Origin of the sequence: Antarctobacter heliothermus, assembly GCF_002237555.1 — a bacterium.
Taxonomy (GTDB): domain Bacteria; phylum Pseudomonadota; class Alphaproteobacteria; order Rhodobacterales; family Rhodobacteraceae; genus Antarctobacter; species Antarctobacter heliothermus_B.
The window spans coordinates 1,608,474-1,621,468 of the sequence record NZ_CP022540.1 but is presented as its reverse complement, the minus strand read 5'-3'; the positions used below and the strand labels follow the sequence as shown (position 1 = coordinate 1,621,468).

Sequence of the window (12,995 nt, the reverse complement as noted above, 5' to 3'; positions counted from 1 at the left end):
ACGAAAATGAAGCTGTAAATATAGGCCGCTCCACAGACTGGTCAAAGAATATCTTTTCATTGCCATAAATGATCCGGCACCCAAAGCAGGTTGGCGGGTGGTGCGGCTGCTTGCCCCTATTGTCGCGCAGGACGTCTTTTGGGGGACACAAAGGATCAAGGGCAACGTTCGCCTTGGGGTGGGAGGCGAGGGCGCATGACGGCACGCCCCCTGCTCGCCGAGCAGGGCGCAATCAATCCGGGGTCCGTACCGCCGCCCCCTGTTTCATGGCAGCCACCGCGCGATCCGCGACAAAGTCCACAAACAACCGTATTTTTGGATCTTGCAGTTTTCGGTGCGGATAGAGGCAGCCAAAGATCGACGGCACCGGCCGCGCCTGCGGCAGAACCTCGACCAACCGCCCGGCCTCCAGATGATCCGCCACGTCAAACAGCGGCTTGTTGGCAATCCCCGCGCCTGCCAGCGCCCACCCCGTCAGCACGTCGCTGTCATCGGCATCATACTTCCCCGACACCTCGAATTTACGTTGCCCGTCCGGGGTGTCGAGCAGCCAGAAATACTCCGGCGAGCGCGGATAGCGCAGCAACAAACAGTTATGCCCGCGTAACAGATCCTCGGGGAATTGCGGCACGCCGACACGGTCCAGATAGGCGGGTGCGGCACACAACACCCGCGGACAATCAGCGAACTTGCGCAGTTTCAGGCTGGAGTCGTGCGGCGTTCCGACAAACAGCGCAAGATCCATGCCATCAGCCAGAATATCCACCTTGCGGTCGGACATCCGCATCCGGATGCGGATATCAGGATGCAGGTCAACAAACTCCGGCACCAATGGCGCGATGATGCGCCGCCCGACGCCTAGCGGTGCGGTCAGGCTGATTGTGCCGCGCGGGGCCTCGGAAAATCGCGCCACAACGGCCTCTGCCTCATCAACCGTCTCCAGCACGCGCCGCGCTTCTTCGTAGAACTGCTTACCCACCTCGGTCGGCGTTAACGACCGGGTTGTGCGGTTGAACAGCCGCACGCCCAACCGCTGCTCCAACTCCTTGATGCGCTTACTGGCGACAGCGGGGGTCAGGCGCTGGTCACGCCCGCCAGAGGTGATGCTGCCCAGTTCCACAACGCGGACAAAAACCCGCATACTCTCAAGATAGGCCATGTTCCGTCCTCCGCGACGCCCGGAACAGACGACCAGACCAGTCTACTATTTTCAACGCATCGTTGAAAGTATTTCCCAACACGCGCCGTTTTTCGACTCAGTGAGCAAGAGTAGCGTTGTCTCACCCCTTCCACAGCCAGAGCGGAGCCAAGATGGACCAGCAGACCGACATCCGATTTCTCCTGAACGGTCAGGAGATCATCGCCCGCGACGTGCCCGCAACCCGGACGCTGCTGGATTTCCTGCGGATCGAACAGCGCCTGACCGGCACAAAGGAAGGCTGCGCCGAGGGCGACTGTGGGGCCTGCACCGTGCTGGTGGGGCGCTTACAGGACGGCGAATTGCGTTATGAGACCGTCAACGCCTGTATCCGGTTTCTCGCCTCGCTCAACGGCTGCCATGTGGTCAGTGTGGAGTATCTGTCCGGGCCAGAGGGGCGACTGCATCCGGTGCAACAGGCCATGGTGGACCATCACGGCAGCCAATGCGGCTTTTGCACGCCGGGGTTTGTCATGTCGCTTTACGCACTCTGGATGCAAACCCCGCAGCCCAGCGTCACGCAGGTAGAGACCGCCATTCAGGGCAATCTCTGCCGCTGCACCGGCTATGAGCCGATCGTAAAGGCGGCGCTGGCGGTCAACAGCTACGGCAGCCCGGTCCATGATCACCTGACGCAAGAGCGAGAAACCATCACCGCGCGCCTCTCCGCGCTGCAACCCACGGGCCGCGTCGTCACCGGTCCAGATAATGACCGCGCCATCCTGCCCGTCGACGTCGATGACCTTGCACAGGTGCTGGCCGAAACACCGCAGGCGACGATTGTCGCCGGGGCCACGGATGTCGGCCTGTGGGTGACCAAACTCATGCGCCCCATCTCTCCAGTGGTTTTTGTCGGCCATCTGGAGGATCTCAAACGGATCGAGCTGACCGATACTGCGCTAACCCTTGGCGCGGGCGTCACCTATTCCGAGGCCGAGCAGGCCATCGCCACGGCGTTCCCGCACCTTGACGACTATTGGTCCCGCATCGCCGGGTGGCAGGTGCGCAATATGGGCACGATCGGTGGCAATATTGCCAACGGATCGCCTATCGGGGACACCCCGCCCGTGCTGATCGCCCTTGGCGCAACACTGACCCTGCGCAACGCCGCTGGGCAACGCACCCTGCCGCTTGAGGCTTTTTTCATCGACTATGGCAAACAAGACCGCGCCGAGGGCGAGTTTGTCGAAAGCCTCAGCATTCCGCGCCCACAGGCGGGCCAGATCGACGCCGCCTACAAGATCTCAAAACGCCGGGATGAGGACATATCCTCGGTCGCGGCGGGCATCAGCGTCACGCGGGCGGATGGCATCGTGACCGGCGCGCGCATCGCCTTTGGCGGCATGTCCGCCACCCCCCGGCGCGCCAAAGCCGCCGAGACCGCCCTGATCGGGCAGCCCTGGACCGAAGCCACGTTTGACGCCGCCGCCAAGGCGCTGAGCCAGGATTTCACCCCGCTGTCCGATTGGCGCGCCTCTACCGATTATCGCCTGCTGGTCGCCGGAAACCTGCTGCGGCGGTTTTTCCTTGAACTGGACGGCCAGCCCCCCGTCCGGCTTGAAGTGGCATAAAGGAGCACCCGTCATGAAAGACCTCTCAACCCTCACCGGCGCGGTGCATCACGACCGTATCCACGACAGCGCCGTCAAACATGTCACCGGACGCGCGGATTACACCGACGACATCGCCGAACCCGCAGGCACGCTGCACGCCTATCTTGGCGTTGCCACCGTCACCCACGGCACCATCCGCGCGATGAACCTTGACCGCGTGCGGCAAGCCCCCGGCGTCGTCGACGTGCTGACGGCGCGCGATGTGCCCGGCGTCAATGACATCAGCCCGACAGGCCGTAACGATGAGCCGATCTTTCCCGATACGGTCGAATACCACGGCCAGCCCATTTTTGCCGTCATCGCCGACAGTCGCGATGCCGCGCGCCGCGCTGCCGAACTGGCCGACGTCAGCTATGACGTCCTGCCCCACGCCACCGACGCGCTGAGCGCGCAGGCGGCGGGCCTGCCGCAGGTGACCGACCCGCTGAAACTGGAACGCGGCGACGTGGCGGCGGGACAGGCGACCGCGCCGCACCGGATCAAGGCGCGCATGACCGTGGGCGGACAGGATCACATGTACCTTGAGGGCCAGATCGCCTTTGCCATTCCGGGTGAGGATGACGATGTGATTGTCCACTGCTCGACCCAGCACCCCAGCGAGGCGCAACACATGGTCGCCCATGCACTGGGCGTGCCGCTGAACGCCGTCACGGTGAACGTGCGCCGCATGGGCGGCGGGTTTGGCGGCAAGGAAAGCCAGATGAACCTGTTTGCCGCCGTGGCCGCCATCGCCGCCAAACGGTTGCACCGCCCGGTCAAGATCCGCCCTGACCGCGATCAGGACATGACCGCCACCGGCAAACGCCATGACTTTGTGATCGACTACGACGTGGCCTTTGACGAGGAAGGCCGCATTCACGCGGTCGACGGGCATTTCGCCGCCCGCTGCGGCTATTCCTCGGACCTGTCGGGGCCGGTGACGGACCGCGCGCTGTTTCATGCCGACAACGCCTATTTCTACCCGCATGTCCGGCTGACCTCGCGCCCGCAAAAGACCAACACCGTGTCGAACACCGCCTTTCGCGGCTTTGGCGGCCCACAAGGGGTCATCGCCGCCGAACGGATGATCGAAGAGGTCGCCTATGCCCTTGGCAAAGACCCGTTGGAGGTGCGCAGGGCCAATTTCTACGGATCAGAGGGCCGCGACCTGACGCCTTATCACCAGCAGGTAACCGACAACATCATCGGACGGGTGGTCGATGAACTCGCGGACAGCGCCCAGTATCAGGCGCGCCGCGCCGAGATCCTTGAGCACAACGCTCAGGGCGGCATCCTGCGGCGCGGCATCGCGCTGACGCCGGTCAAGTTTGGCATCTCCTTCACCGCCACCCACTACAATCAGGCCGGGGCGTTGGTGCATGTCTACAACGACGGCTCCATCCACCTGAACCACGGCGGCACAGAGATGGGTCAAGGTCTGAACACCAAGATCGCGCAGGTCTTGGCGGATGCTTTTCAGGTGGATTTCGACCGCATCAAGATCACCAAGACCACGACGGAGAAAGTCCCAAACACCTCTGCCACCGCCGCCTCCAGCGGATCGGACCTGAACGGCATGGCGGCGCTGGACGCCGCTGACCAGATCAAGGCGCGGCTGGTTTCCTTTGCCGCCGAAACATGGGGTGTGACAGCAGAAGAGGTGCGGTTCCTGCCCAACGCCGTGCAGATCAGCGCTGAGGTGGTGCCCTTCGATACCCTCATCCGCCGGGCCTATATGGCGCGCGTTCACCTGTCGGCGGCGGGGTTCTACAAAACGCCGGACATCCACTGGGATCGCGCGGCGGGCAAGGGGCGGCCGTTCTTCTACTACGCCTATGGCGCCGCCTGTTCCGAGGTCACGATCGACACGCTGACCGGCGAATACCGGGTCGACCGCACCGACATCCTGCATGACGTGGGCCGCTCACTGAACCCGGTGCTGGACCGCGGTCAAGTCGAGGGCGCATTTCTGCAGGGGATGGGCTGGCTGACGACTGAGGAACTTTGGTGGGACGATCGGGGCCGCCTGCGCACGCACGCGCCCTCGACCTACAAGATCCCGCTGGCCAGCGACCGGCCCCGCATCTTTAACGTCGCCTTGGCGGAATGGTCGGAAAACCGTGAGCGGACCATCAAACGGTCCAAGGCGGTGGGTGAGCCGCCCTTCATGCTGGGCATCTCCGTGTTCGAGGCGCTGTCGATGGCGGTCGCCAGCGTCGCCGACTATCGCGTCTGCCCGCGTCTGGATGCACCCGCCACCCCCGAACGGGTGCTGATGGCCGTCGAACGGCTGCGGGCGGGGTGATCCGATGGTACGCGAAACGCTTTCCTGCTTTCTCAATCGCCCTGGCCCGGTCGTGCGCCTGCACCTGTCCCGCGTGCGCGGCTCTTCCCCGCGTGAGGCCGGGGCGCAGATGTTTGTCACCGCCGAGGCGCTGTTTGGCACCATCGGCGGCGGGCAACTGGAACACCGCGCCATCGACGCCGCGCGGCAGATGCTGCGCGACGGCGACATGGCGCGCCACCTTGACCTGCCGCTTGGCCCCGAGATCGGCCAGTGCTGCGGCGGGCGGGTCGAGGTTACCCTGACCCGGATGAGCCGCTCCGACCGGCAAAAGGCCGTCGAGGCCGACATGGCGGCGCAGGACGCGCAACCCGCCGTCTATATCCTTGGCGCAGGCCATGTCGGGCGGGCGTTGGCACACCAATTCCAGCACCTGCCGGTGCGCACCATCCTGATCGACCAGCGCGCCGAGGAACTCAGCCTGTCCGATGCCGCTGTTGAAACACGGCACAGTGCGATCCCCGAATTCGACATCCTGACCGCCCCCGCTGGCAGCGCCTTCATCGTGCTGACCCATGATCACGGGCTGGACTTTCTGCTGGCCTCTGCCGCGCTGGAACGGCGCGACGCGGCCTATGTGGGGTTGATCGGATCGGCCACCAAGCGGGTGAAGTTCCGCAACTGGTGCCACACACATTGCGATGGCCTGTCCATTGCGCCCCTGATCTGCCCCATCGGGGCAGCCGGTAACCGCGACAAACGGCCAGCCGTGATCGCCACATTTGTCGTGGCCGAAGTGATCGCGGCGCTGACCAGTGAACCTGCCGAAGACCACCCCGAACGGGGCACCGCGCCGCATATCGCGGCGCAGTAAACAGCGCCGGCACCGGACGCCCAAGGAGGAAGGGACACCCGGTGCCGGATCACAAAGAGGAGGTCCCGATGAGGGATGGGAGTTACACCTACAGGCTGTTTCACCGCAGCGACTTCAGCGCGTTCTGGGCGCTGTTCACCGACAACCTGATCAACCTGATGGTTCTGGCGGGCATCTGCCAGTTTGTCTTTCAGATGCCGGCCGAGATTGTCTTTGGCCGCATCGTGCCGGGCGCGGCTGTTGCCATCATGGCCGGAATCGCGGTCTATGTCTGGCTCGCGAAACGCGCCGCCGCACAGCATGGCCGCGACGTCACCGCCCTGCCCTACGGCATCTCGACCCCGGTGATGTTTGTCTATCTCTTCGGCGTGATCGGCCCCATTTACTGGAGCACAAACGATCCGGTGCTGGCTTGGCAGGTGGGCATTGGCGCGGGCTTTATGGGCGGCATCGTGGCGGCCATGGGCGCCATCGTCGGTCCCTGGCTAAAACGGGTGACACCGCGCGCGGGCATGTTGGGCACGCTCTGTGGCATCGCGCTGGTGTTCATCGGCACCGTGCCGCTGGCCATCGTGTTTGAGAACCCGTTTGTCGGCTTTGCCTCGATGATCATCATCCTCTGGGGCCTTGTGGGGCGGTTTCGCTTGCCGTGGAACATTCCCGCCGGTCTGCTGGCCCTGATTGTCGGCACGATCGTGGCCTTTGCGATGGGCGAGGCCAAAATCAGCACCGAGGGCGTCGGCTTTTACCCGCCCTTGCCCTATGTCGGCGACCTGATCGCCGGTATCCAGCATCTGTTTGCCAACCCCGAGCTGTTCCTCGTGCTGGTGCCGGTGCAGATCTACAACTTCATCGAAACCATGAACAACGTCGAAAGCGCCGAGGCGGCGGGCGATCACTATCCCGTTGCCACCTGCCAGATCACCGACGGCGTGGGCACGATGATCGGCGCGGTCTTTGGCTCGCCCTTCCCGACGACGGCCTATATCGGCCACCCTGCCTACAAACGCATGGGCGCGCATGCGGGTTATATCATTGGCGTCGGTGCGGTCATTCCGCTGGCCGCCTTCTTTGGCCTGCTGGCCTTCCTCAACAACCTGATCCCGGTGGCCGCTGCCGCGCCGGTTCTGGTCTTTGTGGCGCTCAGCTTGGTGACCAACACGGCGATGTCGGTGAAACCCGCGCACATGGCCGCCGTGACCATTGCGATGATGCCGCATGTCTCGGCCTTTCTAATGGTCAAATGGGGATCCATGATGGGCGCGCTGGGGGCCAGCGGAGTCGAGGGCCTGCCGCAACTTGGCGACCCGGCGCTGACCGCCGCGCTGCTGCAACAGGGCGCGCATTTCGAGGGCCATCTTGCGCTTAGCCAAGGAGCGATCCTGACCGGGTTGATCTGGGGGGCCATCGTGGCCTCGGTGATTGACGGGCGGTTCCGCAATGCGGGCGGCTTTGCCCTTGCGGCGGCGGCGATGTCCTCTGTCGGCATCATCCACGGTGCCAGCCTGCACTGGCCGGAACTGGGCGGCGTCTCTGCCGGCTATCTGATCGCAGCGACCTTCCTCTATGTCTATCCGCTGTTCCATCGCGACGACACGCCCCAGCCCACGCTGGATGAGGTCACAACCCCGGCGGAATAGCGCACCACAAACAATCGGGCGGGCCGGACACGGCCCGCCCCCTTTGACCCTTTCCCAACATGGACATGCCAAATGACCCAGACCCCCAGCCGGGTGCTGCTGCGCGGGCGCATCCTTGATTTCAAGGCAGAACCGCAGGACGACCGCGACACCGACGCCTTCACCTATCATGAGGACGGCGCGATCCTGATCAAGGACGGTCTGATCGAGGCCGCAGGCCCCTATGCCAGCGTGCTGTCGCAGGCGCATGATGTGCCGGTGATCGACCACAGGCCGCACCTTTTGATGGCAGGTTTCGTCGACACCCATATCCATTTCCCACAGGTGCAGGTGATCGCCTCATGGGGCGCGCAACTGCTGGACTGGCTCAACACCTATACTTTCCCCGAAGAAACCCGCTTTGCCGACCCGGTGCATGCGGCGGCGATGGCGTCGGGGTTCTACGACCTGCTGATCGGGCACGGCACCACCTCAGCGGTGGCCTTCTGTTCGGTTCATGCCGCCTCGGTCGACGCGTTTTTCACAGAGGCCGCGCAGCGCAACATGCGCATGATCGGCGGCAAGGTCATGATGGACCGCAACGCGCCGGACGGTTTGCGGGACACGCCGCAATCCTCCTACGACGACAGCAAGACGCTGATCGACAAATGGCACGGCAAGGGCCGCGCGCACTATGCCATCACCCCCCGCTTTGCCATCACCTCAACCCCCGATCAATTGGACATGGCGGGCGCCTTGGTGGCCGAACATCCGGACTGCTACATCCAAACCCACCTGAGCGAAAATGCCGATGAAATCGCCTTTACCGCGCAACTGTACCCCGACGCGCCGGATTATCTGGGTGTCTATGAAGCCCACGGCCTTCTGACGCCCCGTACCCTGCTGGGCCATTCCATCCACCTGACCCCGCGTGAGATTGACGTGCTGTCAGACACCGGCGCCAAGCCCGTGTTCTGCCCCACGTCGAACCTGTTTCTGGGCAGCGGGCTGTTCGACGATGCGGGCCTGCGCGGGCGCGGCATCTGCAACGCCATCGCCACCGACGTCGGCGCGGGCACCAGCTATTCGATGCTTCAGACCCTCAACGAGGGCTACAAGGTGCTGCAACTTCAGGGACAGAAACTGCACCCCATGCGCGCCTTTCACTGGATCACGCGCGGCAATGCCGTGGCACTGGGGCTGGAGGACCGCATCGGCACGCTGGCACCGGGGACAGAGGCGGATATCGTCGTGCTGGACGCCCGCGCAACACCGGCGGCGGCGCTGCGGATGGCACGGGCCGACACCCTGTCCGAAGAGCTATTCGTGCTGCAAATGCTGGGGGATGACCGCGCGGTGGCCGAGGTCTATCTGGCCGGTCAGACGGCCAAGAACGGCAGCGTTGCGGCACGGGCGCTGGTTGGGGTGTGAGACAGCCCCAACAGAAAAAAGCGGCGTGCCTCGGCACGCCGCTTTCAAAATTTGCTTAAAGGTCGACCTTACCCGTGATCGCTCTGCCCCAACGACCCTTTGCCATGTCCGGCCATGCCGCCAGAGACTTCTTCGGTGGACTCGTCGGACAGGTCTTCGGGCAGCACCAGGTTCAGCACGATGGCGATCACGGCGGCGGGCAGGATGCCGGATGTCGCCAGCACCTTGATCGTGCCGGGCAGGTATTGCAGCGCCCCCGGCTCCAGTTGCAGGCCAAGGCCCAGCGACAGCGCAATCGCAAAGATCACCATGTTGCGGCGGTTCCAGGTCACGTCCGACAGCATCGAGATACCGGCCGCCACGACCATGCCGAACATCACGATCACACCGCCGCCCAGCACTTCGATCGGGATCGAGGAGATGATCGCGCCGATCTTGGGCACCAGTCCGCACAGGATCAGGAACACCGCGCCGATGGTCACCACATGGCGGCTCATCACGCCGGTCATCGCGATCAGCCCGACGTTCTGGCTGAACGAGGTGTTGGGCAACGCGCCGAACAGGCCAGAGATTGCCGTGCCGATACCGTCGGCAAAGGTCGCGCCCTGGATCTCTTTGTCCGTCGCCTCACGCCCCGCGCCGCCCTTGGTGATACCCGACACGTCGCCGACGGTTTCCACCGCCGACACAAAGGACATGGCGCAAAAGCCGACAATCGCCGCGACCGAGAACTCCAGCCCAAAATGCAACGGGTTGGGCAGTGCAAAGCTGGACGCGCGGCCGACATTGCCAAGGTTCACCTGACCCAACACAAAAGCCAGCCCATAGCCGACCAGCAGGCCGATCAGCACCGCCGAGACCGACAGCATCCCGCGGGCAAAGAACTTCAGCCCCAGCGTCACAAGGATCACCGTCCCGGCCATCAGCCAGTTCAGCCCCGAGCCGTATTCCGGCGTGCCAATCGCAGGCACGCCCCCGGCGGCGTACTGGATGCCGACCTTGACCAGCGCGAGGCCGATCATCGTCACCACCAGCCCCGTCACCAGCGGCGGCAACGCAAAGCGGATCTTGCCGATGAACAGGCCAAGGACCGCGTGGAACAGACCGCCCACAAGGATGCCGCCCATCAGCACCGCAATGGCATCCACGCCCTTGCCCGCCACCAGCGGGATCATGATCGGGATAAAGGCAAACGAGGTGCCCTGCACGATCGGCAGCCGCGCCCCCACCGGACCGACACCGATGCTCTGGAACAGCGTCGCGATGCCGGCAAAGAACATCGACATCTGGATCATGTAGATCATCTGCGGAAAGTCGGGTGAGTTCGAGCCAAAGCCGAACCCCGCCGCGCCGCAGACGATGATCGCCGGAGTGACGTTCGAGACGAACATCGCCAGAACGTGCTGGATGCCCAGCGGCACCGCCTTGATCAGCGGCGGTGTGTAATCCGGATCGCGCAGTTGCTCTGGCGTTCCGATGCTTGTGTCAGCCATTTCCAGTCCCCTCTGATGTGTCCTTCCGCACCCGCCGGTCTTGCGCGGCGCGGTCTTATCCTTCGATGTGATAGGGCGTGTCGAAAAAATGCTCTTGCAGGTTGGCGCCCGCGCCGATCCGGTCGACCACCGCAAACAGCCCCGGCGCATGCAGCGGCGTCAGCACCCCGTGCCAGACGCCCCGGTGATAGTTCACCCCCTGCCCCGGCGCGGTCATAAAGGCGATGGGCTGCCCCGGCGCACCGCCCTGATCCGGCGCCACGATGACCAGAAACGGGTCCAGGCTCATTGGCAGGAACGCCTGACTGCCGTCCGGGTGACGCTCCATCATGTCCAGCCTCAGTGGCAGCGCGCGCGGCTCTGCCTTGAACAGGCTGATCCCGGCGCGGCCCTCGACAAACTCCAGCGCCGCGCGGTCGTGATAGCGCCCGCACAGGCCCTGATTGATGATCTTATCCGCATCGCCGCTGACATCCAGCACATCGCCAAAGGGGGCAAACCCCTGCGCCGTCAGCGGCTGTACCGGGATGCGCGCGCTCATGCGCCCAGCTTTTCGATCAGCCGCACCTCGGCGATGCGTTCGACCTGACGGCAGGCCTCGGCGAACTCCGCGTCGCGGCTGTTGGCCAGCCGCTGCTGGAACGCCGCCATGATCGACGCCTTGGTGTGGTCGCGCACCGCAATGATGAAGGGAAAGCCGAACCGGGCGGTATAGGCGTCGTTCAGTTGGGTAAAGCTGTCGCGCTCATCGTCGGTCAGCAGGTCCAGCCCCGCGCCCGCCTGTTCCGCCGTGCTCTCGGCGGTCAGCTGTCCCGCCGCCGCCAGCTTGCCCGCCAGATCCGGGTGCGCCGTCAGCACGCCCAGCCGCCGCTCCTCGCTGGCAGAGCGGAACACCCGCGCCAGCGCCGAATGCACCCCTGTCGCCGTGTCATGCGCAGGCCCCAGTTCCAGATCGTGCGCGCCTTCGGCGATCCACGGGCTGTGTTCGAACACACCGCCGAATTCGGCGACAAAGCGCACCTTATCCATCGTTGAGGGCCGCGCGCGCGGCACCGGCGGGTGCGCCTGCGCCCAATGATCAGCAATCTGTTCGCGGGTGGCGAACCAGACGCCCTCATGGCCCTGCATATGGTCCAGCGCGCGCTTCAGCGCCATCGCCCGCCCCGGCCGGCCCGCGATGCGGCAATGCAGCCCGATCGACAGCATCCGCGGCGCGCCCGCCTGCCCTTCGGCATACAGCATGTCGAAACTGTCACGCAGATAGCTTTCGAACTGGTCGCCATTGGTGAACCCCGCCTGGATCGCAAAACGCATGTCGTTGCAGTCCATCGTATAGGGCACGATCAGTTGGTCCTTGCCCCCCGCGCGGGCCCAATAGGGCAGATCATCCGCATAGCTGTCCGAAATATAGGCAAAATCGCCCGCCTCTGCCGCCAGATCGACCGTATTCATCGAACAGCGCCCGGTGTACCAGCCGCGCGGCGCGCTGCCGGTCACCTCTGTGTGCAGGCGGATCGCCTCGTGGATCTGCGCGCGCTCCTGCTCGGCCGACATGTCCTTGTGTTCGACCCATTTCAGCCCGTGGCTGGCAATCTCCCAGCCCGCGCCCTGCATCGCCCGCACCTGATCCGGCGACCGCGCCAGTGCGCTGGCCACGCCGAACACCGTGATCGGCAGATCGCCCAGCAGCCGGTGCAGACGCCAGAACCCGGCCCGCGCGCCGTAGTCATACAGCGATTCCATGTTCCAGTGCCGCTGCCCCGGCCAGGGCTGCGCGCCGGTGATCTCTGACAGGAACGCCTCGGATGCCGCGTCGCCATGCAGGATGTTGTTTTCGCTGCCCTCCTCGTAGTTCAGAACGATCTGAACCGCGATCCGGGCGCCCCCCGGCCAGGCCGCCGCCGGGGCCTGGGCACCATAGCCGATCATGTCTCGTGGGTAACGTGTCACAGGTGTATCCTTTTTCTTGAACTCATGAATAAACCAGAAAATCCTCACTGTTTTTCAAGAAAAACAAAAAGGACCATTCGGGCAGACCGGCTTTGTCTCTGCCAGCGCAGTTGGCCTAAGACTGCACATGATCTGAGGAGACGCACACCATGACCGGCTATCTCACCACCCATGTTCTTGACACCGCACGCGGCTGCCCGGCGCAGGGCATGCGCATCGACCTGCTGCGCATCGACGGCGACACCCGCAGCCTGCTCCGGACAGTGATCACCAATGCCGATGGCCGCACCGACGCACAGATCCTGCCCGCAGACCAGTTCGAAACCGGCACCTACGAGCTGGTCTTTCACGCCGGAGCCTACCTCGACGCCTGCGGCACCCCACCCGAAGACCCCCGGTTCCTGGACATCATCCCGATCCGATTTGGCATGTCACACCCAACACACTACCACGTCCCCCTCCTCCTCTCCCCCTTCGGATACGCAACATACAGAGGAAGCTGAAACACCCTCAAAGAACCCCAGACGTCGCACGAATCGTTGAGGCGATGCGGC

Annotated in this window: 10 protein-coding genes; 6 read left to right on the top strand and 4 right to left on the bottom strand. The window is 64.3% G+C overall.

The window, feature by feature from the left end; all coding sequences use genetic code 11:
• Positions 1 to 232: 232 nt before the first annotated feature.
• Positions 233 to 1,159: a LysR family transcriptional regulator gene (locus tag ANTHELSMS3_RS07680; protein WP_094034357.1), complete on the bottom strand. Its 927-nt coding sequence runs from the start codon at positions 1,157 to 1,159 to the stop codon at positions 233 to 235.
• 152 nt (positions 1,160 to 1,311) lie between these two features.
• On the opposite strand from ANTHELSMS3_RS07680, the gene xdhA reads away from it, so the two are divergent.
• The 5 genes from xdhA (at position 1,312) to guaD (ending at position 8,998) form a co-directional block, all read left to right on the top strand.
• Positions 1,312 to 2,769, top strand: a complete 1,458-nt coding sequence (gene xdhA, locus ANTHELSMS3_RS07675) for a xanthine dehydrogenase small subunit (RefSeq protein ID WP_094034356.1) — start codon at positions 1,312 to 1,314, stop codon at positions 2,767 to 2,769.
• A gap of 13 nt (positions 2,770 to 2,782) precedes the next feature.
• The gene (gene xdhB, locus ANTHELSMS3_RS07670) at positions 2,783 to 5,095 is read left to right on the top strand and encodes a xanthine dehydrogenase molybdopterin binding subunit (RefSeq protein ID WP_094034355.1); all 2,313 of its coding nucleotides are present in this window, start codon (positions 2,783 to 2,785) and stop codon (positions 5,093 to 5,095) included.
• Between the two features lie 4 nt (positions 5,096 to 5,099).
• Positions 5,100 to 5,948: a xanthine dehydrogenase accessory protein XdhC gene (gene xdhC, locus ANTHELSMS3_RS07665; RefSeq protein ID WP_094034354.1), complete on the top strand. Its 849-nt coding sequence runs from the start codon at positions 5,100 to 5,102 to the stop codon at positions 5,946 to 5,948.
• A gap of 68 nt (positions 5,949 to 6,016) precedes the next feature.
• Positions 6,017 to 7,588 carry a xanthine/uracil/vitamin C permease gene (locus tag ANTHELSMS3_RS07660; protein WP_094034353.1) on the top strand — a complete coding sequence of 524 codons (1,572 nt, stop codon included), beginning with the start codon at positions 6,017 to 6,019 and terminating at the stop codon, positions 7,586 to 7,588.
• A gap of 72 nt (positions 7,589 to 7,660) precedes the next feature.
• Positions 7,661 to 8,998 carry a guanine deaminase gene (guaD, locus tag ANTHELSMS3_RS07655; protein WP_094034352.1) on the top strand — a complete coding sequence of 446 codons (1,338 nt, stop codon included), beginning with the start codon at positions 7,661 to 7,663 and terminating at the stop codon, positions 8,996 to 8,998.
• Positions 8,999 to 9,066: 68 nt separating this feature from the next.
• Here the strand turns inward: guaD and ANTHELSMS3_RS07650 are convergent, their stop codons facing one another.
• The 3 genes from ANTHELSMS3_RS07650 to puuE are packed head-to-tail and all read right to left on the bottom strand — an operon-like array spanning position 9,067 to position 12,441.
• Positions 9,067 to 10,491 carry a uracil-xanthine permease family protein gene (locus ANTHELSMS3_RS07650; protein ID WP_094034351.1) on the bottom strand — a complete coding sequence of 475 codons (1,425 nt, stop codon included), beginning with the start codon at positions 10,489 to 10,491 and terminating at the stop codon, positions 9,067 to 9,069.
• Between the two features lie 55 nt (positions 10,492 to 10,546).
• The gene (locus ANTHELSMS3_RS07645; RefSeq protein WP_094034350.1) at positions 10,547 to 11,032 is read right to left on the bottom strand and encodes an ureidoglycolate lyase; all 486 of its coding nucleotides are present in this window, start codon (positions 11,030 to 11,032) and stop codon (positions 10,547 to 10,549) included.
• The gene (gene puuE / locus ANTHELSMS3_RS07640) at positions 11,029 to 12,441 is read right to left on the bottom strand and encodes an allantoinase PuuE (RefSeq protein ID WP_254694797.1); all 1,413 of its coding nucleotides are present in this window, start codon (positions 12,439 to 12,441) and stop codon (positions 11,029 to 11,031) included. Before puuE ends, ANTHELSMS3_RS07645 begins: the two co-directional genes overlap by 4 nt.
• A 149-nt stretch (positions 12,442 to 12,590) precedes the next feature.
• Between puuE and uraH the strand changes: the two genes are divergently transcribed.
• Positions 12,591 to 12,944 carry a hydroxyisourate hydrolase gene (gene uraH / locus ANTHELSMS3_RS07635; RefSeq protein ID WP_094034348.1) on the top strand — a complete coding sequence of 118 codons (354 nt, stop codon included), beginning with the start codon at positions 12,591 to 12,593 and terminating at the stop codon, positions 12,942 to 12,944.
• Positions 12,945 to 12,995: the final 51 nt, after the last annotated feature.